Annotated in this window: 26 protein-coding genes and 1 tRNA gene; 16 read left to right on the plus strand and 11 right to left on the minus strand. The window is 67.1% G+C overall.

Annotated elements, in window-relative coordinates; all coding sequences use genetic code 11:
* Nucleotides 1-5: 5 nt before the first annotated feature.
* The gene (locus AB0B91_RS59240) at nucleotides 6-962 is read right to left on the minus strand and encodes an NAD(P)H-quinone oxidoreductase (protein WP_358341022.1); all 957 of its coding nucleotides are present in this window, start codon (nucleotides 960-962) and stop codon (nucleotides 6-8) included.
* Nucleotides 963-1,077: 115 nt separating this feature from the next.
* On the opposite strand from AB0B91_RS59240, the gene AB0B91_RS59245 reads away from it, so the two are divergent.
* Nucleotides 1,078-3,225: an AAA family ATPase gene (locus AB0B91_RS59245; RefSeq protein ID WP_358341024.1), complete on the plus strand. Its 2,148-nt coding sequence runs from the start codon at nucleotides 1,078-1,080 to the stop codon at nucleotides 3,223-3,225.
* 353 nt (nucleotides 3,226-3,578) lie between these two features.
* Here the strand turns inward: AB0B91_RS59245 and AB0B91_RS59250 are convergent, their stop codons facing one another.
* Together AB0B91_RS59250 and AB0B91_RS59255 are read right to left on the minus strand one after the other, a co-directional pair.
* The gene (locus AB0B91_RS59250) at nucleotides 3,579-3,728 is read right to left on the minus strand and encodes a hypothetical protein (protein ID WP_358341026.1); all 150 of its coding nucleotides are present in this window, start codon (nucleotides 3,726-3,728) and stop codon (nucleotides 3,579-3,581) included.
* 110 nt (nucleotides 3,729-3,838) lie between these two features.
* A tRNA-Ser gene (locus tag AB0B91_RS59255) sits at nucleotides 3,839-3,928 on the minus strand.
* 24 nt (nucleotides 3,929-3,952) lie between these two features.
* Here AB0B91_RS59255 and AB0B91_RS59260 point away from each other — a divergent pair.
* Nucleotides 3,953-4,306, plus strand: a complete 354-nt coding sequence (locus AB0B91_RS59260) for an STAS domain-containing protein (RefSeq protein ID WP_358341028.1) — start codon at nucleotides 3,953-3,955, stop codon at nucleotides 4,304-4,306.
* Nucleotides 4,307-4,314: 8 nt separating this feature from the next.
* On the opposite strand, the gene AB0B91_RS59265 is transcribed toward AB0B91_RS59260, so the two are convergent.
* From AB0B91_RS59265 to AB0B91_RS59290, 6 genes are read right to left on the minus strand one after another with little or no spacing between them, the layout of a single operon-like run.
* A complete protein-coding gene (locus AB0B91_RS59265; protein WP_358341030.1) occupies nucleotides 4,315-5,160 on the minus strand; it encodes an NUDIX domain-containing protein in 846 nt (281 codons plus the stop codon).
* 26 nt (nucleotides 5,161-5,186) lie between these two features.
* Complete coding sequence (locus AB0B91_RS59270; RefSeq protein ID WP_358341032.1) at nucleotides 5,187-5,915, minus strand: M15 family metallopeptidase; 729 nt, start codon at nucleotides 5,913-5,915, stop codon at nucleotides 5,187-5,189.
* Nucleotides 5,916-5,969: 54 nt separating this feature from the next.
* Nucleotides 5,970-6,455 (minus strand): universal stress protein, encoded by a 486-nt coding sequence (locus AB0B91_RS59275; RefSeq protein WP_358341034.1) that lies wholly within the window; start codon nucleotides 6,453-6,455, stop codon nucleotides 5,970-5,972.
* Between the two features lie 15 nt (nucleotides 6,456-6,470).
* Complete coding sequence (locus AB0B91_RS59280) at nucleotides 6,471-6,710, minus strand: hypothetical protein (RefSeq protein WP_358341036.1); 240 nt, start codon at nucleotides 6,708-6,710, stop codon at nucleotides 6,471-6,473.
* The gene (locus AB0B91_RS59285; RefSeq protein ID WP_358341038.1) at nucleotides 6,707-7,129 is read right to left on the minus strand and encodes a hypothetical protein; all 423 of its coding nucleotides are present in this window, start codon (nucleotides 7,127-7,129) and stop codon (nucleotides 6,707-6,709) included. Before AB0B91_RS59285 ends, AB0B91_RS59280 begins: the two co-directional genes overlap by 4 nt.
* Nucleotides 7,126-8,931 (minus strand): MDR family MFS transporter, encoded by a 1,806-nt coding sequence (locus tag AB0B91_RS59290; protein ID WP_358341040.1) that lies wholly within the window; start codon nucleotides 8,929-8,931, stop codon nucleotides 7,126-7,128. Before AB0B91_RS59290 ends, AB0B91_RS59285 begins: the two co-directional genes overlap by 4 nt.
* Before the next feature lie 97 nt (nucleotides 8,932-9,028).
* Here AB0B91_RS59290 and AB0B91_RS59295 point away from each other — a divergent pair, with 97 nt between their 5' ends.
* Nucleotides 9,029-9,601 carry a TetR family transcriptional regulator gene (locus AB0B91_RS59295; RefSeq protein ID WP_358341041.1) on the plus strand — a complete coding sequence of 191 codons (573 nt, stop codon included), beginning with the start codon at nucleotides 9,029-9,031 and terminating at the stop codon, nucleotides 9,599-9,601.
* On the opposite strand, the gene AB0B91_RS59300 is transcribed toward AB0B91_RS59295, so the two are convergent.
* On the minus strand, nucleotides 9,598-10,350 hold the full coding sequence (locus AB0B91_RS59300) for a metallophosphoesterase (protein ID WP_358341043.1): 753 nt from the start codon (nucleotides 10,348-10,350) through the stop codon (nucleotides 9,598-9,600). The two genes, AB0B91_RS59295 and AB0B91_RS59300, sit on opposite strands and share 4 nt — an antisense overlap.
* Nucleotides 10,351-10,484: 134 nt before the next feature.
* On the opposite strand from AB0B91_RS59300, the gene AB0B91_RS59305 reads away from it, so the two are divergent.
* The 3 genes from AB0B91_RS59305 to AB0B91_RS59315 all read left to right on the plus strand — a co-directional run bounded on the left by AB0B91_RS59305 (nucleotide 10,485) and on the right by AB0B91_RS59315 (nucleotide 13,373).
* Nucleotides 10,485-11,510, plus strand: coding sequence for a hypothetical protein (locus tag AB0B91_RS59305; protein ID WP_358341045.1), 1,026 nt, complete (start codon nucleotides 10,485-10,487; stop codon nucleotides 11,508-11,510).
* A 53-nt stretch (nucleotides 11,511-11,563) separates the two neighbouring features.
* On the plus strand, nucleotides 11,564-12,349 hold the full coding sequence (locus tag AB0B91_RS59310) for an SDR family oxidoreductase (RefSeq protein WP_358341047.1): 786 nt from the start codon (nucleotides 11,564-11,566) through the stop codon (nucleotides 12,347-12,349).
* An 88-nt stretch (nucleotides 12,350-12,437) separates the two neighbouring features.
* Nucleotides 12,438-13,373, plus strand: a complete 936-nt coding sequence (locus tag AB0B91_RS59315) for a DUF3800 domain-containing protein (protein WP_358341049.1) — start codon at nucleotides 12,438-12,440, stop codon at nucleotides 13,371-13,373.
* Nucleotides 13,374-13,377: 4 nt separating this feature from the next.
* Here AB0B91_RS59315 and AB0B91_RS59320 read toward each other — a convergent pair whose 3' ends face one another.
* Nucleotides 13,378-13,839 (minus strand): GNAT family N-acetyltransferase, encoded by a 462-nt coding sequence (locus AB0B91_RS59320; RefSeq protein ID WP_358341051.1) that lies wholly within the window; start codon nucleotides 13,837-13,839, stop codon nucleotides 13,378-13,380.
* Nucleotides 13,840-13,956: 117 nt separating this feature from the next.
* Here AB0B91_RS59320 and AB0B91_RS59325 point away from each other — a divergent pair, with 117 nt between their 5' ends.
* The 10 genes from AB0B91_RS59325 to AB0B91_RS59370 all read left to right on the plus strand — a co-directional run bounded on the left by AB0B91_RS59325 (nucleotide 13,957) and on the right by AB0B91_RS59370 (nucleotide 23,165).
* Nucleotides 13,957-14,385 (plus strand): hypothetical protein, encoded by a 429-nt coding sequence (locus tag AB0B91_RS59325; RefSeq protein ID WP_358341052.1) that lies wholly within the window; start codon nucleotides 13,957-13,959, stop codon nucleotides 14,383-14,385.
* 23 nt (nucleotides 14,386-14,408) lie between these two features.
* A complete protein-coding gene (locus AB0B91_RS59330; protein WP_358341095.1) occupies nucleotides 14,409-14,606 on the plus strand; it encodes a helix-turn-helix transcriptional regulator in 198 nt (65 codons plus the stop codon).
* A gap of 2 nt (nucleotides 14,607-14,608) precedes the next feature.
* Nucleotides 14,609-15,025: a helix-turn-helix transcriptional regulator gene (locus AB0B91_RS59335; protein WP_358341054.1), complete on the plus strand. Its 417-nt coding sequence runs from the start codon at nucleotides 14,609-14,611 to the stop codon at nucleotides 15,023-15,025.
* A gap of 39 nt (nucleotides 15,026-15,064) precedes the next feature.
* Nucleotides 15,065-15,493, plus strand: coding sequence for a VOC family protein (locus tag AB0B91_RS59340; protein WP_358341056.1), 429 nt, complete (start codon nucleotides 15,065-15,067; stop codon nucleotides 15,491-15,493).
* A gap of 556 nt (nucleotides 15,494-16,049) precedes the next feature.
* A complete protein-coding gene (locus tag AB0B91_RS59345; protein ID WP_358341057.1) occupies nucleotides 16,050-16,724 on the plus strand; it encodes a Crp/Fnr family transcriptional regulator in 675 nt (224 codons plus the stop codon).
* 223 nt (nucleotides 16,725-16,947) lie between these two features.
* Nucleotides 16,948-17,286, plus strand: coding sequence for a hypothetical protein (locus tag AB0B91_RS59350; RefSeq protein WP_358341059.1), 339 nt, complete (start codon nucleotides 16,948-16,950; stop codon nucleotides 17,284-17,286).
* 143 nt (nucleotides 17,287-17,429) lie between these two features.
* Nucleotides 17,430-18,146, plus strand: a complete 717-nt coding sequence (locus tag AB0B91_RS59355; protein WP_358341061.1) for a hypothetical protein — start codon at nucleotides 17,430-17,432, stop codon at nucleotides 18,144-18,146.
* A 359-nt stretch (nucleotides 18,147-18,505) separates the two neighbouring features.
* Nucleotides 18,506-20,122, plus strand: coding sequence for a hypothetical protein (locus AB0B91_RS59360; RefSeq protein ID WP_358341063.1), 1,617 nt, complete (start codon nucleotides 18,506-18,508; stop codon nucleotides 20,120-20,122).
* Nucleotides 20,119-21,828 carry a hypothetical protein gene (locus AB0B91_RS59365; RefSeq protein WP_358341065.1) on the plus strand — a complete coding sequence of 570 codons (1,710 nt, stop codon included), beginning with the start codon at nucleotides 20,119-20,121 and terminating at the stop codon, nucleotides 21,826-21,828. The genes AB0B91_RS59360 and AB0B91_RS59365 overlap by 4 nt, the downstream gene beginning before the upstream one ends.
* The gene (locus AB0B91_RS59370; protein ID WP_358341067.1) at nucleotides 21,828-23,165 is read left to right on the plus strand and encodes a DUF4407 domain-containing protein; all 1,338 of its coding nucleotides are present in this window, start codon (nucleotides 21,828-21,830) and stop codon (nucleotides 23,163-23,165) included. The genes AB0B91_RS59365 and AB0B91_RS59370 overlap by 1 nt, the downstream gene beginning before the upstream one ends.
* Nucleotides 23,166-23,189: the final 24 nt, after the last annotated feature.

The following is a 23,189-nucleotide window of genomic DNA, read 5'->3' on the forward strand; positions in this document are numbered from 1 at the left end:
AGCACTCACCGTACTAGCAGGATTTTGCCTATGTGCTCTCCCGATTCCAACATTCGGTGGGCCTCCGCGGCCTGCGCCATCGGCACCTCCGCGTACACCACGGGTCGCACCGCCCCGGCGCTGACCAACGGCCAGACGTTGTCGACGACGCCGCGCACGATGACGCCCTTCTCGTCGACCGGGCGGGCGCGCAGCGTGGTGCCGTGGACGGCCGCTCGCTTGGTGAGCAGGGCGCCCAGATCGAGCTCGGCTTTGGCGCCGCCTTGCAGCCCGATGATCACCAACCGGCCGCCCGTACGGAGTGCCCGGATATTTCTGGACAGGTATTTGGCGCCCATGATGTCGAGGATCACATCGGCCGTCACCCGCTCGGCGAAGTCCTCCTCGCGATAGTTGATCGCCTCGTCGGCGCCCAGCTCCTTGAGGCGGGCCAGCTTCGCCTCCGACCCGGCCGTCGTGACGACCCGCGACCCGAACGCCTTGGCCAGCTGGATCGCGAACGTCCCGATCCCGCTCGCCCCGCCGTGCACCAGCAGCGTCTCGCTGCGCCGCAGCCGCCCGGTCATGAACACGTTGGACCAGACCGTGCACGCCACCTCGGGCAGCCCGGCCGCCTCGACCAGCGTCACGCCTTCGGGAACGGGCATGACCTGCTGCCACGGCACGGCCACCCGCTCGGCATAGCCGCCCCCGGCCAGCAGCGCGCACACCTCGTCACCCGGGGTGAAACGTTCCACGTCCTCGCCGATCTCGACCACCACGCCCGAAGCCTCCATCCCCGGGTACGAAGGCGCGCCGGGCGGCGGATCGTAAAATCCCTGACGCTGGTGGACGTCGGCCCGGTTCAGCCCGGCGGCCGTCACCTCGATGAGGACTTCGCCCCGCTCGGGACGCGGATCCGGCACCTCATGCCACTCCAGAACCTCGGGTGGTCCCGGCCTGGTGATCTCGATGGCTCGCATGCCAACCACCGTAGCCGGGCAAGGAAGTTGTAGGTTGACGACCTCTGCCGATACAGATGACGTTAACCTGCAATGTATTTGCTGCCCCTTTACACCCACCAGGGGGAGAAACACGGTGGCAAGACACGATCGAGAGGAATCTCTCGAGGAACAGCTGGCCTGGCTGGACGCGATCAAGGAGACGGAAGAAGCTCCGATCTCGGTCAGCGCCTCTGCCTCGGAGGACTCCGTCGCTTCGCCGTACCCCCAGGACCCTTGGCTCTCGGTGCCGACTCAGCATGAGTCGCCGACGCCACTGTTCAGGGCCGCGGTCGACTCGGTGTACGGCACTCCGCCCGCGGAGGAGCTCACCGAGGAGGCGGCCGGTACGAAGGACGAACCGGCGCCCGTCACTCCGCCGGCGAGCCTGGGCAAGGCCGACGACGGGTTCCTGGCGCCGCTCAAGCCGCTGCCCCGGCCCGACGACACCGACTCCTACTCGCTGCTGTCCTTCCCGAAGCCGGAGAAGAAGCCGGCGGCGGAGGAGCCGGAGCAGGAGGAGGAGACGAAGTCCTCCTGGCCCGCGCCGTTGGAGTGGCCGCGTCCCACGGAGACGTTCGACGAGCCGCGCCCGGTGGAGACTGCCGAGGAGCCCGCTCTGGGCACCTTCGAGCCGCCCGCCGAGGACGCCACGGAGCCACGGCTGGAGGTCCCGCTGACCTTCGACAAGCCGCTGAGCTTCGACAAACTGCCGAGCTTCGACAAGCCGTCGAGCTTCGAGAAGCCGTCGGCTTTGGACAAGCCGTCGGCCTTCGACCAACCGTCGGCCCTGGACAAGCCGTCGGCCCTGGACAAGCCGTCGGCCCTGGACAAGCCGCCGAGCTTCGACCTGCCGCTGAGTTTCGACAAGCCACCGGCCGCGGAGAAGCCGCCCGCCTTCGAGGAGTCGCGGACTCTCGACGAGCCGCCGCCCCGCGCCTTCGACTTCGACGAACCGAAGCCGTCGTCCCGCACGTTCGACGAGCCGAAGCCGTCGTCCCGCACGTTCGACGAGCCGAAGCCGTCGTCCCGCACGTTCGACGAGCCGAAGCCGTCGTCCCGGGCGTTCGACGAGCCGCCGTCCCGCGCGTTCGATGAGCCGAAGCCGCGGCCCAGGGCCTTCGACGAGCCGCGCTCGTACGACCAGGACCGTGCCTTCGACCAGCCGCGCTCGTACGACCAGGACCGCGCCTACGAGCAGCCGCTCACCTTCGACGAGCCGCCCACCTTCGACGAACCCCCCGCCCCGCGCCGTCGCCCGGCCCCCGTGCCGGTCTTCAACGCCCCGCCCCGCCCCCCGATCACCGGCAAGCCCACGGCGGACAGCCTCGACCCCGAGTCGCTCCTCCGAGGCCGCCGCAACGCCCCCTCCAAGGGCTGGCGCCGCCTGATCTACAAGGCGTCGGGTGGCTGGATCAAGCCGGGTGAGCCGCCAGAGGTCCGTCGCCGCCGCGAACTCCTGACCAGGGCCCGCACCCCGGTCGCCACCGGCCACCACCGCGTGGCCGTACTGAGTCTCAAGGGCGGCGTGGGCAAGACCACGACCACGGTCGGCCTGGGCGCCACCCTCGCCGCGATGCGCGGCGACCGGGTGATCGCGGTCGACGCCAACCCCGACCGCGGGACGCTGTCCGACAAGCTCACCCTGGAGACCTCGGCGACCGTACGCGACCTGCTCAACGAGAGCGACCAGGTCAAGAGGTACGTGGACATCAGGGCGTTCACCTCGCAGGCGCCTTCGCGGCTGGAGGTGCTCGCGTCGGACCGCGACCCATCGGTGTCCGAGGCGTTCAGCGGTTCTGACTACCAGGCCGTCTCGCAGGTGCTGGAGAACTTCTACTCGATCTGCATCACCGACTGCGGCACCGGCCTGCTCCACTCGGCGATGGGCGGCGTGCTCGGCCTCGCCGACCAGATCGTGCTGGTCAGCTCGCCGTCGGTGGACGGCGCCAGGGCAGCGTCGGCGACGCTCGACTGGCTGGAGGCGCACCACTACGGCAACCTGGTCAGGGACGCGACCGTGGTGCTCTGCAGCGTCCGTCCGCGGTCGAAGTCGGCGGTCGACATCTCGAAGCTGGAGGCCCACTTCGCCGCGAGGTGCCGTGCGGTGATCCGCGTGCCGTACGACCCGCATCTGGAGGAGGGCGCTGAGATCGACCTCGAGCGGCTCCAGGAACCGACCAGGGAGGCCTACCTGCAGTTGGCCGCCTGCGTCGGCGACGGATTCGCCGCACGGGGGGAGTGAGCGCGGGCAGCGCGAACGCGGGCGGCGGGTGAGGGCATCGAAGGGGTTCCTGTCTTTCATCTGTTGAGCCGGTGTGTTGCGGCTCACGGAATTTCTCGCATCTTCGAGAGAGCCGGACTTCTCCGGAAACGCAGGACAGCATTTCGGTGTTATAAACAGCGCATCGATGTACGGATTGTCGTTGCCGCACGACGTACCGTGAGGAGATTGGTTCGTGATATCCCACGTCCAGGTGGGATTCCGGGCGACCGAGCGCGGCTTCTTCGTCGGATTGCGCCGAGCCTGGGCGCGCCCAGCGCGCTGTCGTCCGGCGTGGCCTTTTCCCATGAGGCGCGCCATTCGCGTCGCCGCGGCTATTCCTGCGAGAAGGTCGCCGAGGGAGGCGCCGACCGCGTCCCAGCGCCCACGTCGTACTCCTCCAGAATGCGCGGCTTGTAGGCCGCGGTGACGTACCGCCGCTTGGGCCGATCGACGTCGTCGTTCTGGAGGTCATGCATGGTCACTGTAGGTAGTACCCGTTCGCGCCCGTCTAAGTAGAGCTTGGCGTGGGGGTGCGCGCGGAGCGGGCGGTAGACCGAGGCGACGCACGCGGCAATGACGGGACCCTGAAGGGTGGCGGAGGGTGTGGGATTCGAACCCACGAGGCCATCGCTGACCTGGCCGCTTTCAAGGCGGCTGCACTCGTCCACTATGCGAACCCTCCAGTGCGCACACCACGATAGCGGCTGTGGTGACGGCGGTGTACGTTCAGGAGGTGGCGGATCTCAACGTCGAGGTGGAACGGGCCGACGGCACGGCGAGTGTGCGCCTGCGCGGTGATCTCGACAAGCTCACCGCGCCCCAGCTCAAGCAGGTCATGGGTGAGCTCATCGCCGCAGGTCACGTCTCGATCGTCATCGACACGGCCGCCCTGGCGTTCTGCGATTCCAGCGGGTTGTGGGTGCTGGTCGAGCATCAGCGCAAGGCGGGTGAGCGCGGCGGGTCGCTCGAGCTCACGGGCGTGCAGGGTGTGTTGCGTCGGGTCCTCGACGTGACCGGGTTGAAGGCCGCCTTCGACAGCGTCCTGACCGCCCAGCCGTGACTGGCGGTCTAATCGTCCAGCTGTGACAGCAGCCACTTGGGGCCCACGGTCGTGGCTCCCAGCTTGCTGACGCGCTCCTTCAGCCCCCGGTCCGCCGTCACCACGAGCACGCGTTCCCACGGCCGCGCCTGCCGTACGACGTCCACGATCGCGTCGTCGCCGCTGCCCGTCGCGGCCACCACCTGGATACCGGGAACGGCCGGCGCGCTCTTCGCGGCGCCCTCCACGACCGCCACGATCCGCGGGTACCACTGCGCGAGCACGGAATGCGCCAGCCGCAGCCCCGCGACGTCGGTCAGCAGCCGCGTCGCCGCGCCGAGCCGGTCCCTCCACCAGCCGTGCTGGGCGCGGGCGCCGACGATGTTGGCGACGTCGAGCACCAGCGTCTCGGGGGTGAGCTCCGGCTGGATCTTGTCCCACGACTCGGCGAACCCGGGGTGCAGCTTCCTGGCCTTGACCTCGGGCAGCGGCACCCAGCGCAGCTCGGTGCTCTCGTTGTTGGCGGGCGCCGCGGCCAGTAGCTCGGCCGACTCGGCGATCACGGTCTCGAACGCCCACCCGCCGTGATCGTCCAGGTAGACACCCTGCACGCGCAGCTCGTCGCCGCGTACGGACGCCTCTTCGTGCGCCTCGCGCAGCGCGCCCGTCACGGCGTCCTCGTGGCTGTCGCGCGCGCCTCCCGGCAGCCCCCAGGTGCCGCCGTGGTGGCTCCACCAGACCCGCTTCTGCATGAGTACGTACGGCATGCCGCGCTCGTCATGGTGTACGGCCAGGAGCCCCGAGGCCCCGTGCAGCCCCCAGTGCCGGTGACCGCGCTCGCATTGGGTCCAACCGTCGCCGTCCTTCGCCGCCATGATCTGATTCTGTCAGCCCGGAGTCGCTACCGGCCGTTGCGGCTGAAGTGCTGGAAGTCCTTGGTGCCCGACCAGGCACCGCCCCAGCCCCAGCCCACCGAGGCGAAGGCCCTGACGACCCGGTCGCCCGGGTTGATCACGCCCTCGCCCTTCGCGGGGCGCTTGGCGAACTTTTTGGCGTTCTGATGGGCAGTGCTGCCGCTCGCGGTGACGTACGGGTTCTCGCGCGGGTTGATGTCGATCGCCTCGCCGTACGCGTGGTTGGACCAGTTGCTGGACCCAGTGGCGGCGCGGCAGTTGAAGGCCGAGGTGTTGTCGGCGTCGATCGAGTCGTAGTCGTCGCCCTTGTAGACGTCGACGAGCCGCATCTGCTTGATCGGGTAGCGCATGGCGTACAGCTTCCCGAAGACCTTGACGACGTCGTCGGTGACGGTCTTGCGCACGACCAGCTCACCACCGGTGTGCGCCTTGTCGTCGAAGCCCCAGTACGTCATCGTGATCAGGCGCAGGTCCTGGTAGGAGACCGGGCAGCCGGGCTTCCACGAGTAGGGCAGGCGGCTGCGCGAGATCTTGGTGACCTTGGCGGTGAACTTCGGTGGCCCGGTGGTCTTCGCCGTCGGGGTGGGCGTCGCGGGCACCGGCGGCTGGGTCAGCGCCTGGGGCTGGACCTCAGGCGGCGCCTGTGAGGCGACCGGCGCCTGCCCGCCGCACGAAACGGACGCGAACACCACGAACGCAGCGGCAGTACGTTTCATGCGGCCACCCTACGCGACGTCCTACGAGGTCAGGGCGGTATCGGCGAGGCGAGGTCAGGGCACGATCAGCACGGTACGGCGAGCACGCCTGGCCAGCCCCACGGCCACCGAGCCGCCGAACGTGTGCCACAGCGAGCGGGACCGGCCCACCACGATGGCGTCGGCCATGCAGGAGTCCGCGAGTGTTTCCAGCTCACGCGCCGTGTCACCCCGCACCATGACGAACCGCCACGGAACGCCGACCCCGCTCAGCTCGCTCCGCAGATCCTCGGTCAGGTCTCCGGCCGAGTCGGGGATGATCGGCGAGCCCGCGAAGAACCACAACGTGGCGCTGGTGAGCGTCTCCACGAACGCGATGAGCAGCGCGGCGTTGTCCCGCCGGGCGAGCCCGGCCGCGTACGCGAGCGCGTTGCGGCTCGGGCCCGATCCGTCGAAGCCGACCACCAGCAGCCCGGTGCCGTCTTTGCCGATCTCGAACTGCTCGCTGGGGAGCCTGCCTAGGAGGGGCTCCCACCGGTCGTCTGTGCTACCGCCGTACACGGCATGCCTCGCACGTCAGCCGTCGGCGACGTGCTTGCCGCGGCCGGCGAGCTCGCGCAGCGCGTCGGCGGCGTAGATCACGATGGCCACGAAGGAGACGCCGGCCAGCGCGCCGCCGACCCACAGATCGTTGACCGTCGCGTCGGCGTAGGCCGCGCCCCTGGGCTGGTAGCCCACCGCGAACGGCGCCGCGACCAGCCACAGGCCGGCCAGGAACAGCACGACAAAGGCGGAGACGCCCAGCTTGGCCGTCATCGGTTCTCCTCCACTCCCACCAGGGCGGGCTTGCCGTTCTGGCGGTGGTCGCCGCCGCGTCCGGCGTTGTTCAGGTCCTCACGCAGCGCCTCGACGAGCGGGGCGAGCAGGCTGGCCAGCTCCGCGGACGACCCCTGCGGCGCGGGCGCCACCGGCTCGGGCTCCGGCTCGGCCTGCTTCTGCCGTACGGCCACCAGACCGCGGACCACGAGCTCCTCGTGGATGGCCGCGACGAAGGCGGCCACGGCGATGAGCCCGACGACCGCGACGCCCAGGCCGGTGAAGAACTCGGAGGTGGTCGGGTCGGTCCAGTCGGCGTTCTCCGGCTGGGTGCCGAGGGCGAACGGGGCGATCATCAGCCACAGCCCGGCCATGAAGGCCAGGGCGGCCGCGACGGCGCCCACGAACTTGCGAATCATGATGAGACTCCTCCTGTTACGAGGTCTTTCCGCGGCGGCGCGGCCTGCGCGATCAGAGCGCGTGAGGTGGGACGCAGCACGCTCTGCGCGACCGATCTGGCGCGCTCCCGTTCGGTACGGTCATCGGGCGGCGCCATCCTGGCGACCGCGGACACCAGTGCGGACGGCTGGCCGTTGGCCCGCTCGATCCGCTGGGCGATGAGCTCCAGCAGCAGCCCGGCCAGGACCAGGTCGTCCTTGCTGAGCGGCTTGGGCTCCGGCGCGGGCGTCGCGGGGCCTCTGAGCGGCAGCTCCTTGAGGAAGAGCGTCGCCACGAAGCCGAGCAGCGCGATCGGCACGCCGACCATGAAGACGGTCTCCAGGCCGCGGGTGAAGGCTTCCAGCACGATGTGCTTGATCGGCCCGGGCAGCGACTGGATGGCACTGGGGCTGCCCAGCTTGGGCGAGGAGCCGCCGGGCAGCTTGATGTGCGCGGCCCGCAGCATGTCGGTCATCTCGCTGTTGAGGCGGTTGGTGAGGATCGCGCCGAACGCGGCCACACCCACGGCGCCGCCGAGCGACCGGAAGAACGAGACACCCGCCGTGGTGGACGCCATGTCACGCAGCTCGGAGCCGTTCTGCGCGGCGAGGATGAGCATCTGCATCGACAGGCCGAGACCGGTGCCCAGTACGGCCACGTCGAACCCGATGAGCCACTGGCTCGACTCCACGTGCAGCCGCGACAGCAGGAACAACCCCACGGCCACGATCAGCAGGCCCGCCACCGGGAAGATCTTCCACTTGCCGGTCTGGGTGACGATCTTCCCGGAGATCACACCGCCCAGGAACAGCGCCACCACCATGGGCAGCGTCATCAGCCCCGACTCGGTGGGGCTCAGCCCCTTGACGATCTGCAGGTACTGCGGCAGGTAGATCATCGCACCGAACATCGCCACGCCGACGAACAGCGAGGCGGCCGCGGTGAGCACGAACGTCCGGTTCCTGAACAGCCTGGGCGGCAGGATCGGGTTCCGGGCCGTGCGCTCGGAGAGCACCGCCAGGGCCAGCATGAGCAGGCTGATGGCCCCCAGGGCGTACGTCCAGAAGGAGTTCCACTCGAACTCCGTGCCGCCCAGCGTCAGCAGCAGCATCAACGCGCTCGCGCTGGCCGTGATGGTGGTCGCGCCCCAGATGTCGACGGAGGTGTTGCGCCGGATCCTCGGCAGCTTCAGCACCTTCTGGATCACGATGAACGCGATCAACGCGAACGGCACGACCACGTAGAAGCACCACCGCCAGCCGAGCCAGTCGGTGTCCACGATGAACCCGCCGAGCAGCGGCCCCGCGACCGTGGAGATGCCGAAGACGGCCCCCATGTACCCCGAGTAGCGGCCGCGCTCCCGCGGCGACACGATGTCGCCGAGGATCACCTGAGCGAGGGCCGACAGACCACCCACACCCAGCCCTTGCACGGCACGCGCCGCGATGAGCTGCCCGATGTTCTGCGACAGACCGGCCACGAGCGACGCCGCGACGAACAACCCCAGGGCGCTCTGGAACAGCAGCTTCCTGCCCCACAGGTCGGACAGCTTGCCCCACAACGGCGTGGAGACCGTCATCGTCAACATGGTCGCCGACGCCACCCAGGAGTACTGGTCCTGGCCGCCGAGTTCCCCCACGATCGTCGGCAACGCCGTGCCGACCACCGAGGTCGAGATCATCGAGGTGAGCATGGCGAGCATGAGCCCGGACATGACCTCGAGAATTTCGCGGTGAGTGTAATGCCGCCTCGCGGGGGCCGCGGCCTGTGTCTGGGCTACCAAGACACCACATCCCCTTCTTACCGTTTTCTCCTCGGCGAGTATACGACCGTTTACTAGCCGAGCGGCAAGTGGGGTGTTCTTGAGTAGAGTTCGGGCCATGGAAGCGCAGTTGACGGACGCCCGGCCGCGCGATCGCGCGGCCACCCGCCAGCGGCTGCTGGAGGCAGCGCGCATGCTGTTCGGCGAGTACGGCTACGAGCAGGTGACGGTCCGCATGATCGCCTCGGCGGCGGACGCCAACATCGCCCTGGTGGGCCGCTACTTCGGCTCCAAGGCGGGCCTGTTCGGCGAGGTCCTGGCGGGCGAGCCGACGGTCCGCGCCGTGGTCGAGGGCGACCGGGCGGGCCTGCCCAGACGGCTGGCGGAGTACGCCGCCGAACGCATGTCCCACGACCCGGAGAGCCCCATCCTGCGCTCACTCGAACGTTCGGCGGGCGACCCGGAGATCCAGGCGCTCGTCCGCGATCGCCTGCTGGCGGTCATGATCGAGCCCATCGCGGCCCTCCTCGGCGGCCCGGACGCGCATGCCAGGGCCCGGATGGCGACGGCGGTCTTCCTGGGCCTCGGCTCGGTCCGCCGCCTCGTGGGCCCCGAGACCCCGTCCCCCGCCGACGTCGACCGGCTCACAGCGGTCTTCGAACTCTGCCTGGGCCTGGAGCCCCTGCCCTAGCGGATCGGCAGCTCCCTCAGCGTGCCGTCCGAGGCGAGCTCCAGCACGCTCACCGCGTCGGGCCCGTAGGCGACCTGCGAAAGGCAGACGACCTCCGTGGCACCCACCCGCTCCCTGAACGGGGTGTGCATATGGCCGCAAGCGTGCACCTGAGGCGCGAGCCGGTCGGTCAGCGCCCGGATGGCGTCCCGCCCCACAGGCTCCTTCCCCTGGTGCAGGTACGAGAGCCCGGCGGGCCATTCGTGCGTGAGCAGGAGGTCGATCCTCTTGCCACGAGCCTGATCGAGCAGCAGGTTGACCTGCGGCCTGGTGAAATAGCCGTACTCCTTGAGCCGCTCCGGCGTGACGGCGGGAGGCGTGTCGGGCTCGCTGAAGTGGCGCGAGTAGATGCCGGACAGAAAAGCGACTCGAAGGCCGGCCACCTCCCGCACGCCTGAGCGCCCCAGAAAGTGAAAGCCGGGCGCCCATTCGCCGGGCCCCTGGGCGTCGAGCGACGGCCACGGCTCATGGTTTCCGCCGATGAAGTAGACCGGCGCGCTCATGCTGCGCCACCCCGCGACGAACTCCGGGAAATCGCCGACCTTGCGATATTTGGCCGGGCCGCCTACACCGAGGCTGTCCGCCTCGGTCCTGTTGGGCTCGGCGTCGCCGACGCTGAAGATGGCGTCGACGGGACCGCAGTGCCGCCGGACTATCGCGTCGGCCTTGGCGAAGTTGGCATGGATGTCGCCGATGACCGCGAATCTCATGGGTCGATCATGCTGAGCGGCGGGCTGGGTGGACAACCGGATTTCGGGCGGGACGGGGACCTTGCCTTCCGGTAAGTCGATCTCGTGGGGGCATCCGTGTTGGCTGAGATCCATAGAAAGGACGTGATCGCCCCATGGACCCGGACCGGAACCCGAAATTAAAAGCGAGGGCTGCCGCCGACTCACTCGTCGAATGGCTCAGCAAGACGTTCAAAAAGGCCAGCAATTACACTGTGGCGGTGACGACCGGAGGCGATCTAGTCGTGTCCAAGGTGGGCGGCTTGTCCGTGGGACCGAGGAGTAAGACGAACGGACCCGGGCAAAAGATTCGCAATTATGTCAAGGGCAACTCTGCCTACAAGGATTATAACGTCTATGTGGCCGGACCATTCACCGATGATGTGGCCAGTAATCACGCTGAAATGTGCATACTCGCCGCGTGTGGGAAAGGCGGAGTGGACTACATCAAATGCACTTCGCCCAACTGTGCCTACTGCAAGAAGACGATCGCGGCGTACAAAATCGATAACGGCAATCCCAAGAACGAAGTGGGTAAAAGTCAGATCGGATGGTGCCACCCGTACTTGCCGGTCAACTACGGAACAGCGGTCGGGAATGATGTCAAGGCCCAGCTCAAGGAACTCGCAGAGGTCAGCGCCTTGGATGCTTCCAACGAGTCGGTGGATGCCGGCCTGTACAAGGAGGGCGGCCTTGCGCCGAGTCCATCGAAGGGCGAATTAGCATCGATCAGTGCTGAATCCGAAGCCAGCGAAAAGGACGCCGACGAGGGTGAAGAGAAGAAGCCGAGTCCCCGTAAGCCGCTCAAAGTGCGGAGTCCTGGTAGTGGTAAAGTTTTGTTCGACAGCAAGCGGATGAAGGAGCGGATAATAAACTCGCCTCCGCAGAAGAGCGGCGGCACAAGCAAGGTCAGAGGCGGTGTCGAAAGTAAGGCCGAGGTCGGCAGCGACAGCGAAGATGACAGCACCGAAATCAGCGGCACGAGCCCGGAGAAGGCCGAGGTCGACCCGGCCAAGGAGAAGACCGAGGTCACCACGAGCAAGAAGAAGTCCGTGGGCAAGCAGTCGCCGCGCCGGAGCGCCCGGCTGCTCCGCAAAAGAACTGTCGCCAAAGCCAAGGCTTCAACCAAGCACCGGGGATAGCCGTATTGCAACAGGTTTCAGTTTGGCCTTAGGCTGCGGTCGGAGGTCATGACATGATCCTGGACCGCTTCCACGTCACCGGCCACGCCGCCATCGTCACCGGTGCCGGCCGGGGCATCGGCGCGGCGACCGCGATCGCCCTCGCGCAGGCGGGCGCGGACGTGGCGATCTCCGCCCGTACGGAGGAGCAGCTACGCGCCGTCGCAGCTCAGGTGGAGAAGGCGGGCAGGCGGGCGCTGATCGTCCCCGCCGACCTGAGTGTGCCGGGCGCCATGGAGGCGCTCGCGAAGCAGGCCGTGGACGCCTTCGGCCGGGTGGACGCGGTCGTCAACAATGTGGGCGGAGCGCTGCCCCGCGCCTTTCTCGACACCACGCGGAAGCACCTTGAGAACGCGTTCCAGTTCAATGTCGGGATCGCGCATGAGCTGACGCGGGCGGCCGTACCGTACCTGCTCGAGACCGGCGGCTCGGTGGTGAACATCACCTCCGCCGTGGGCCGGACCGCGGGCCGTGGTTATCTCGCGTACGGCAGCGCCAAGGCGGCGCTCACGCACTACACGCGGCTGGCCGCCCGCGACCTGGCGCCCAGGGTGCGCGTCAACGCGATCGCCGTCGGCGCGGTCGCCACCTCCGCCCTCGACATCGTCATGACCGACGAGAACCTGCGCACCCAGATGGAGCAGGCCACCCCCTTGAAGCGGATCGGCGAGCCGGAGGACGTGGCGGCCGCGGTGCTCTACCTGGTCTCGCCTGCGGGGCGCTACCTGACCGGCAAGGTGCTGGAGGTCGACGGCGGCATCGACCAGCCCAACCTCGACCTCGCGCTGCCCGATCTCTGAGCCACAGGGACGAAATCCACTTGAAGCCTCAAGCGGCGACTTGCGAGACTCGGAGCCGAGCAGCGCCCATCCGTGGAAGAGCCAGGCCGTGACACAACCCTTCGAAATCGCCTGCGACGAGTCCGGCTCAGAAGGGGAGAAGCTCATTGGCGGAAACACGGCGGTGTTCGCCCACGCCAGCATACGGCTGGACATCGAATCAGCGGCTGACTGCATCCGAGAAGTACGGAACCGAGCCCCCTCCCCGACCACGGAATACAAGTCGGGCGTCATCCGCAGGAAGAAACACCTGAACGCCCTCAAGTGGCTGCTCGGTCCTTCGTCCCCACTCCACGGGAACGCGCACGTCTATCTGATCGACAAGACCTTCTTCGCGATAAGCAGATTCATCGACCTGCTCGCCGAGCAGGACCAGGACTCCCGGGCCATGGCCGGCACGCTCTACCGAGAGGGCGGGCACACGTTCGGCCCCGAGCAGTGGAACGCCTTCCTGGACTCCTTCAACGACCTGATGCGTACCAAGAACGGCCGAGGTCCGGGCGCCTCCGTCGACTCGGTCTTCAAGAGGATCGACACCCTTCGCCGCGCCGCCCCACAGAGCCGGGTGGGCGAAATAATGAACCTGCTCTGGGAGTCCAGGCCCAACATGGACTCTTTCCGCGCGCGGCCGCCCACGCTGAACCCGCTGTTCCCGGCCATCATCCAGGCCGCCATTTACTGGGGCGAAACCGGGAAGCCCGTTTCAGTCGTTCACGACCGGCAGACCCTCCTCACGGAAGAACGCATTGACGAGTTGAAGGAGACGGGCCGACTGGCCGACCTGCGACTCGTCGACTCACGCCTGGACGCACGGATCCAGGTGGCCGACCTCCTCGCGGGAGCGGCGCGGAAAATAGCGGAAGACGAACTCACCCACCAGGGCGACGCCGAACTCACCGCATTGCTGCGACCGTATGTGGATGCGTTCTCCGTCTGGGGAGACGACCGAAGCTGGTCCCTGCTCGCGCCGAGCAGCCGGCCCTGAAGTCCTATCCGCGGGTGTGCGGGTCCAGCGGTTGGCTGAGCAGCCGGCGGCCCTCGTCCCGGAAGCCGCGCTTGCGGTAGAAGTCGAACAGGTGGCTCACGTCCTGCCCGTTGGGGGCGATCACGATCTCGAGCTGGCCGCAACCCCGGCCGGCGGACCAGCGCAGGCTGTCCTCGATGAGGCGCTGCGCCTCGCCGCGCCGGCGCGCCTCCGGGGCGACGTAGAGGTCTTCGAGCTCGGCGATCAGGCCGGATTCGAGCCCGAACGTGGTCGTGGTGATGGCGAACGCGACCACGCGACCGTCCGCCTCGCTCACCGCGACGCGAGCCGTGGGAGAGGCGATCAGCGTGGCCAGGTTGGTCCTCAGCTCGGCTTCCGAGGTGGCGAAGCCGTCCTCCTTGTAGAAGTCCACGGCGAGGGCGAGCAGAGCCGGCAGATCTTCCGGGGCGGCGGTCTTGATGGACATGCACAACATGATGGCCGAGGTTGGACAGGCGCCGCGATGTAAAATATTCTAGACATGGAGTCAAATTTTGACTACATTGATGATGTCGGAGATCCTATGCATCGAAAGGGGTGGGCCATGACGCACGAGGAGAAACGCGCGTGGATCAGGCTGGTCGTCGCCGTGCTCGGGTACGCCGCCTATGTGGTCATCATCATGAGTCGCGCGAACGGACGCCCACTGCCTGAGGTGCCGTACGTCACCACTCTGCTCTGGACCATCGGCGCCGCCATCGTCGCGTCGATGGTGGCCGAGATCGGCATCGCGATCGTGAACCCGAGGGCGTCCCGCGCCACGGACGAGCGGGACAGGGAGATCGGCCGGCTCGGCGAATACACCGGCCAGTCGTTCGTCGTCATCGGCGCGGTCGCGGCGATGGTCATGGCGATGGCCGAGTGGGACTGGTTCTGGATCGCCAACGTGGTCTACCTCTGCTTCGTGCTGTCGGCGGTTCTCGGCGGGATCACGAAGGTCATCGTGTATCGCAGGAGCCTGCCGCAGTGGTGAAGTCGACGCTCGTCACGAACCGCATCCGCTCGCTGCGCTTCGCGCACGGCGAGATGACCCAGGCCGAGCTCGCCGAGCGCATCGGCGTGACCCGGCAGACCGTCATCGCCATCGAGCAGAGCCGCTATTCGCCGTCCCTGGAGATGGCCTTCCGGATCGCCCAGGTGTTCGGCGTTCCGCTCGACGACGTGTTCCAGTATCCCGGATCCCCGGGAGAGTGACCGTGCGACTACTTCCGCACCTTCGCCGGGCGCACGACCACATCGACCGCCACTACCAGGCGGCGCTGGATCTCGACCGGCTCGCCGCCGTCGCCGGGGTGTCCAAGTTCCACTTCGCCCGCAGCTTCGAGGCGGCGTACGGCGAGACGCCGATCCGCTACCTCACCCGCCGTCGCATCGAGCGCGCCCAGGACCTGCTGCGCGTCGCGAACCTCACGGTGACCGAGGTCTGCATGGCGGTGGGGTTCGCCAGCCTCGGATCGTTCTCGTCCCGCTTCACGCAACTCGTGGGAGAAAGCCCCACCGCCTACCGTGATCGGTGGGCCGCTCGCGGTGGCCCGCACGTCCCCGGGTGTTACCTGTTCATGCGCGGGGTGCTCGACCCGAGTGGTACGGCTGGGCCCAAGGCCGCAATCTGAAAGAAGCGGGCGCCGCTGGTCGCCGCATACCGTACTCACATGATTACCAACATCTCACTGGTCACCGTCTACTGCCTCGACCAGGACAAGGCCCGCGACTTCTACATCGAGCACCTGGGCTTCGAGTCCCGCACCGACATCACCATGGGAGAGGGCTTCCGCTGGGTCACCATCAGCCACCCCGATCAGCCCGAGCTCGAGGTCACCCTGATGATCCCCGGACCGCCGCTCGACGCCGACGCCGCCGACTTCATCCGGCGGCAACTCGAAAAGGGCCAGATGGGCGGCCTCGGCCTGCAGGTCGATGACTGCCGCAAGACCTATCAGGAACTGAGTGCCAAGGGCGTGACCTTCCTCCAGGAGCCCTCCGACCGCCCGTACGGCGTCGAGGCCGTGATGCGCGACAACACGGGCAACTGGCTGGTCCTCGTCGAGCCCAAGGAATTCACCCCCGAGGACTTCGCCTGATCGGTGGCCATATGCGCCGTACATTTTCTCGTCGTCGGACTCTGTATCCGCGGTTCACGCCTCCTGGCCTGTCCGAGCGCGCCAGGGGAGCCCATTGAGGTCGGCACGTCGTGGCCGCCGAGCCGACCGTAGCCGTAGGCGGTGGTCGCTCGTTCCAGGATGCGGGGAAGCGGGCACCGCCTCCCCGCGCATGGCTTCGGTCTGATCATGGATGTGTAGTCCCATCTGTCGAACGATGACCGGCCTGTCTCTCTTGTTCGGACGTTCTCCTGTGAGCAGCCGCTCGATCCTGTCGCGCGGCATGTCACCGCGAGATGCCGATTATAGATAAAAAATACCTTTTGAGATATATGGTGATCTCTGTCGGGTTTTATTGATCATTAGCCATGTGAATCTGGCGTACTGGAAACCGATTCGGCTTTTGTTTCTCGACGAGAAGTCGATATGGAACTTTCTGGTATGTACGGGCGTCATACACTCCGCAAACCGTGACCGAACGCTGGGCAGGAGTGCGATGCCATTCTCTGACGTATATGAGTGGCCCTCGGGAACGTTCATGGCTGGCCTCGCCCCCGCCATCGGCCGTCAGCTCATGGCGCTGAGGCCGGCGACGCTCCGCCAGGCGGGGCAGATCTTGATTCGGCAGGGCGACTCGACGGACAAGCGCATCTTCCTGCTTCGTTCGTTGAATGCCACGCACATCGCCCTGGTAAAGGTGACGGCCGACCTGGAGAACGGGGAACAGGCGTTGCTCGGCATCCGGGTCAGCGGTGACGTGGTCGGGGAGATGGCGCCGCTCCGTGAGCTGCCGCGCGCGGCGACGGTCACCCTCTGTTCCGACTGCCGAGTGCACGCCATTCCCGACGTCGAGTTCGCCGCCTTCCTGGAACGGCATCCAGCGGTCTGGCGTGCGGTTGCCTGTCTGATGGCGGACCGGCTCGACTGGGCGAACCGGCGCAGGGCCGACATGGCGGGATACGACGTGCTGATCCGGCTGGCTCATGTTCTCGCGGAGTTGGCCGATCGGCACGGTCACTCCTGCGAGAGAGGCATCGATCTCGGCGTACCCCTCACCCAGGTGGAGCTGGGCCGGCTCATCGGGGCGAGGGAGGACGCCGTCAACAAGGCCATGCGGAGGCTGCGTGACCAGCGCATCGCGCTGACCGAGTACCGGCGGGTAATCGTCCTGGATCTGCCCAGGTTGCGTGGTCTCTGCAATCAAAGCCGGTAAATCCGTACTAATCCGCCTTCCTTGGAGCTCGGCCGTGAGAGGCTGCCCTCTCCAATCGGTATTGATCTATTGGAAAGTTCATCAAATGCCGACAAGTCATGACATGGACACTCCATCGGCGGCACGCCGCAAGAGATGACAAAAGCGACAAAGTACCGCATGGGGCTGTTTGGTAAGAATTATTCGCAATATCTGGCCAATCCCACAATTCATGGAGGTCCCTATGAGTAGTCTGTCCGAGATCGCCGACGCGATGTGGACGGCCGTTTCGGACGGCAGCCTCGAGCGGGCCGGTGCTTTTGGCGCCGAGGCCGCGGTCAGAGGCATCGGCCGACTACGGACCAAACTGCGCGACCACCGCATACGCAAAGGGCAGAGCGAAAGGCCGGAGAGTCGGGAGGAGCTTTACCTGAGCCTTCTCGAACTACTCACGGCGGACGCTGAGGCCCGATCCCTGGTCGCCTTGATCACGGCCAATCAGTCCGTTGTCAACACCTTCCACGGATCCGTCAGGGTCGACAGAGGGACGATCGGCATCCACAACGGGACCGCAGGACGATGACGGCCCCTGCGGGCCCTGAAGCTCACCGCGCCCCCGGCCTCCTCGCCGGCGCCAGTACCGGTCACGACGATTCCGGCGCCAGACGACGCCGACTTCGCGTGGCGACCACTCAACCATTCTGTTCGAAGTCAGCGGAGCCCTCCATGCACGAAGCACATCGACGCCAGCTCCTTCTCTGCGCCGACATCGTCGGCTATAGCAAGGGCGTTCCCGCACGCCAGGCCGCCGACCAGGCTGTGTTCCGTGAGGTTCTGACCCAGGCTGCAGAGGCCGCGCAACTGAACCACACAGCATGGGAGGTCCAGCCATCGGGCGACGGGGTGCTGGCGGTTCTGCCCACCGCTCCCAGCGTCGATGAGGAGCCTCGCCTGGTCGATGACTTCATCCGGCACCTGAACCTGCTGCTGCGGCTGTCCAACGCAGGCAGGAATGCCGCCGACCGGATGCGCCTCCGCGTCGCCATCCACTTCGGCACGCTCAGCGACGGGGCGAACGGGTACGTCGGCAAGTCCCCTGTCGTGGTTGGACGCCTCGTCGACGCGGCACCGGTCAGGGCGGCGATCGTTGCGGCGCCCGGCGCTCTGCTCGCTCTGATCGTCTCCGACGACGTCTACCAGCACGTGGTGGCGACCGACCATACGACCTGGAAGCCCCAGGAGTTCCGTGAGGTCGACGTCACGGTCAAGACCTACCGGGGGACCGCCTGGCTACTCGTCCCTGGCACTGACGTCCATGCTCTCGACCTGCGCGAACCGGCCCCCGATGACGACCGTACGGCCACGAGGCAGAGCACGACAACGGTGATCAACGGCTCCGTCCGTATGGGTGACCACGGGGTGATCGGAATCGCCAACCGATGAGCGCGGCATCCGAACAGCCGGCACCGGAGACATCGGGTCCCACACCGGCGGACGCCGTCCGGGAGATGAGGTCCAGCCAGCACACGAGCACGACTATCAACGGCCCGGTCCAGATGGGCGCCGGCTCGGTGATCGGAATAGCCAGCGCGATATCCGGGCAGGTCGCGCACCGCCTGGAGGGACGCGTTCCGCCGCGGGTTATCACAGAGACCTGCCAGAGGTACGCGCGGCCGGCGGAGTACGCCGCGGCGCTGGAGGCGCTGCGCACCGACGCGGTCATCGTTCTGCACGGCCCCAGTGGCTACGGTCGGCGGGCCGGCGCGCTCAACCTGCTGTGTGACCTCCACGCCGACCGCCGCATGTTCATGCTGCTGCCCGACCTGAAGGATCTGGCCGGGCGCGACGACTACCTGAAGGGCACGGCCTACCTGGTTTTCGACTGGCCCGGCGAGGACGCGGAGCCGGACAACAGCGACGTCGGCCTTGGCGCTCTGGTCGAGAAGATTCAGGCGACAGAGGGCACCCACCTGGTCATCATCAGCGAGCAACCTGTGTCGTCGCTCGTACCGCAGTTCCGCTGGGAACGGCCCTCCGCTGAGAGCATCCTGGCCGCTTACAACGTGCGGGAGGCGGGGGTCGACCCGGCGATCCTGCATGAGCACAGCCTGGCCGACGTCGTCCAGTTCGCCCGCAACCTGGCGAGCGGGATGGACGCCAACAAGTCACTCGACGGCCTCGATCTTGCTCTGCGGCAGAAGGTCGAGCGGTGGTTCGAGGATGACCCGGGGCCACGAGACCTGCTCGAAGCTGCCGCCCTGGTGTTCCTGGACGGATTACCCGAGGGCGTATTCGAGCCGCTGCGAGATCGGCTGGCCGCCGCCGTCATTCCCCCGCTTCCGCCGGACACGGAGGAGCACGTTCGGCCGGAAGCGCTCGAACCGAACAGGAAACGACACGAACGGTCCCTCATTGCCACCCATAGGCGAGCCGCCGAAAGCGGCGATGCGATCCCCGGCCAGACGCAGCGCTGCGTCGAGTTCAAATCCCAGGGTTACCGCACGCACGTCGTTGCCGGGCTTTGCGATCGCTACCCCCGGCAGTTCTGGCAGCATCTGTTCGACTGGCTCAACGAGATCATCGACGAGCCCGACCCAGAAGTGCGCCTCCGAGTCACATACGGACTGGCGCTGCTGGCCGAGTACGACTTCGACAGCGTACGCACCCATGTCCTCCAGCCGTGGTCGGGCGGACTACGCGGCTGGCGCGCATGGACGGCCGCCAGGGACGTGTTGTCTTTCATGTGCCTGATCGACACGACCGCGCCGCTGGCCAGGCGCACTGCGATCAGGTGGTCGAGGAGCAGAGACGAACTGCGCAGGTGCGCCTCCGCCTTCGCTTTCTCCGGAAGCGTCGGCGTGCTCTACCCGAGCGACGCTCTACGTCATCTGTGGCTTCTGTCGGAGCAGCCGGAGACCGCTGGCAGCGCGGCCACCGCCATCATGCTCCTGTACGTCACGCTCAACGACGCCGGCACTGGCGACGAGCAGGTTGTGCTGAAGGATCTCATCGCTCAGCTGCACCGGTTCCTCAGGGTGAAGATGGAAGCTTTTGAGAGCACCGTCGACGTCGCCTTGGATGTGCTCCAGGTCCGGTCGGGCGAGCGGTACGTCGCGGCCGAGCACCTTGCCGCGCGCCGGGAGGATGTCCCGCTGTTCGCGGAACTGCTGGCGCTGCTGTTGGTGTACAGGCCCAGGCGCACCATCGCCTTCTCGCTGGTATTCGACCTCCTCAACGCGCTGGAGCAGGAGCCCGAGGCAGTGCTCCACGGCGTTGTCACCGCGCTCAAGACGGCGCTTTCCCCCCGTGAGCGGCACCTGTTCGGGAGCCAATTCATCCTGTACACCACCAGACGCGGGGCCGGGCGCGCCCCATTCGTGCCTCTCATCACCTCGATCTTTCAGCTGGAGTGCCTGTGAGCACGTCATATCCGGTCATCAAGCAAGACTCCCTCCCACCGCTCGACAAGCGCGGACTCTTCGGGCTGGGCGGGCGCACCCGGCCGGCGACCGACATCCCTGCGGCGCGTACCCACGAGGCCCTCGTCGTGACCGACGGGGTGACCTACACCAGCGGCAAGCATCGGCGCCTCAGCGGCAGCGACGAATATATGGTCAACGCCAGCAGCTACTGCCTGGTGGACATGACCCGCGACAAGCCGATCACCGTACAGCTGTCGTTGCAGTCGAGCGGTGTGGACCAGTTCACCTTGCGGGCCACATTCGCCTGCACGGTTACGGACGAGATCATCGTGGCCCAAGTCGGCCACCGGGACCTGAACGAGGCCGTGCTCGCCTACCTGAAGGGTTATCACCGCCTCTATCAGCTCGGCTTGGAGCACCCCATCGATGCCGTGCTCAAAGTGCAGGACGACGCGCAGATCGAGGTGGGCGTCTACGCTCAGGCGTCGCCGCCGAAGTTCCTCGGCATGCAGGTGCGGCTGTCCAGCATCGAGGTGCTCACGCCTGCCGCTGTCCTGGAGGAGCAGCGCAAGCTGGAGGAACGGCTCAAGGAGCACGAACGCCAGGAACGCGAGCTGGAGCTGGAACGCGCACTCAAGACCAAGCAACGCTCCTACGAACAGCACGACCAACTCGACTCCCACCGCTTCACCCGCGAAATAGCCCGCGAGCAGGGGGAAACCGAACGAGAGCGGCTGGACCGGCTGGCCTCTGAGCGCCGCATGGCACGCGACTACGAGCGTGAGGAGGGGGACTTCGCCAACGAGCAGCGTCAGCGCGATCTCGCCGCCGAGCTGCGCCGAGGGCGGATGTTCGGGGAGGAGGTCGCCCGCGATCCGTACGCCGCCATCTCGTTGGCACTGGCCCGCGGCGAGCTGAGTCCGTCCGAACTGATGCGCCGTGTCGACGAGGAAACCCGCAAGCTTCGGGAGGACGAACAGGCCGAGCATCTCGCCCAGCGAGAGCGTCTGCACCTCCAGCTCGATCGCGAATGGGAGGAGGAGCGGGAGGCGCGCCGCCAAAAGCGGCAACTCGAGACCGCCAGGCAGGAGCACGACGCCAAGCTGGAGGAACGCAACTCCGACCTCGCTCAGGAACGGATCCGCCTGGACATGGAGCGCGAGTCCCGCGCACAGCAGTGGGAGTTGACGCGAGAGGAGCGCGAAGGGGCGCACGACATGGAGAAGCTCCGCCTTGAGCACGCCGCACTGACTGCCCAGCAGCAGCTGGCGGCCGGCCGCGAGGAATTCGAGCGGGAGTGGGAACGCGAGCGGGTGAGACTCGATCACACCAGGGATATTCGCCGGCAGGACTTTGAGGACCACCGCGAAGAGCGCAAGTGGAAGGACGAGAAGGAGCAGCAGGCGTGGGAGCGTGAGCAGAGGGCGCGTGATCGTGAACTCAAGCTGCAGATCGCACAGAGCCTGATCAACCGCGGACAGGGCGACCACACAGACCTTACCGAAGTGATCTTCAGCGTCCTGCAGGACGTCACCAGCACTCCACACACGGCCGAGATCCTCGTCGAGGACGTTCAGGCCCTCGGAGCCGTGGACAACACCGCGACCGGCCGACCGGACGAAGCTGCCGAAGACACGCCTCAGGTGAAACAGGGCTCCTCCGCCCCTACGTCAGCTGAAATGAGCGAGGAGAACATCGGCTGATGACCAGTTACAAAACGCCCGAGATCAGCGCGCTGGAGGGCGGCGAGTGGCGGCCGCCCCGGCTGAGCCGCGGCTACGGCCCTGGCCGCGCGCTGCGTGCGCTGATCGGCGTCCAAGAGGACGTTGTGGCCTGGGTGCCGGAGGACCGGCCGAAGCTCACCCGTACCGGAGCGGTTGTGTTGTGCGCCCCGCTGATGGCGGCGGTATCCCTATGGATCGCGTTGAGCCAGTTCTTCCAGGTCTCCACAGCACCGGCCATCATGGGGGCGATGCTGTGGGGAGGACTGATCTGCGTCCTGGACAGCTGGCTTATCGCCACCTCGCACGGGGTTGTTGGACGCGGCCGCCTCCTCGTGCTGCTCCCCCGCCTGCTGGTCTCGTTGTTGATCGGCGTGCTGATCTCGGAGCCGATGACCATGAAGATCTTCGAGACGGCGATCGCCGAGCAGATCAAGACCACCCACCAAGCGGCCGAGGACCAGCTGCGTGCTGCCTATGGCAATTGCTATCCCACGCCCGTCGTGGGCGTGGACTGCAAGCCTTACAAGCTCACCATCTCCCCTCCTGACGACCGTCCGCTCACCCTCGTTACCGCGGAGCGCGACGAGCTGGAACGCTCGCTCAGTCCGCTGATCAACGAAGAGACAAGGCTGCGCAGCAAGTGGGCCGAAGAGTGTGCCGGCGGCAAGGTGCCGGGAACCAGTGGCATTGAGGGGAAAGGGGTGCGCTGCGGTATCCGCAGTGAGTCGCTCGCGAAGTTCCGCCGCGACAACGCCATGGACGACAAGCAGGGCAAGCTCGCCGACCTGCGGGACAAGGTCACCGCGCAGACCACGAGCTACAACAAGGCGCGCGACGAGTATGCCAAGCGGGTACCGCAGCTGATTCAAGACAGGATCGCGGCGGAGCGGAACAAACATGCCGCCGTACCCGGCCTGCTCGAACGGTTCCAGGCGCTCAATGCGCTGTCGTCCAAGAGCTGGACCGTCTGGTGGGCTCACCTGCTGGTCGCGGGTCTGCTTATCCTCATCGACTGCTTCCCCGTGCTCACCAAGCTGATCAGCAGGTCCAGCGCGTACGACCGTCGGCTCGCCGCCCAGTTGGAGAGCAAGGAGCGGCTGCATGACAACGACGTACGGCTGAACGAAAGGCTGCGCATGAGCCACTACGAGATGCTGCTGCACCAGGAGGAGGCGCGGATCGTGCAGACGAGGGAAGAGAGCGACGCCGGCGCCCGCCTGCGCACCGCCGAGCGGGAAGCAGAGTTGCAGGAACGCATGGACGAAGTGATCGCCCAGGTCAAGCGCACTCGCGCCCGCCGCGGCCCGGGGCGGTGAGCTCCGGCCGGTCGACGACAGCAC

This window comes from Nonomuraea sp. NPDC049141, assembly GCF_040648415.1.
In the GTDB taxonomy this organism is placed as follows: Bacteria; Actinomycetota; Actinomycetes; order Streptosporangiales; family Streptosporangiaceae; genus Nonomuraea.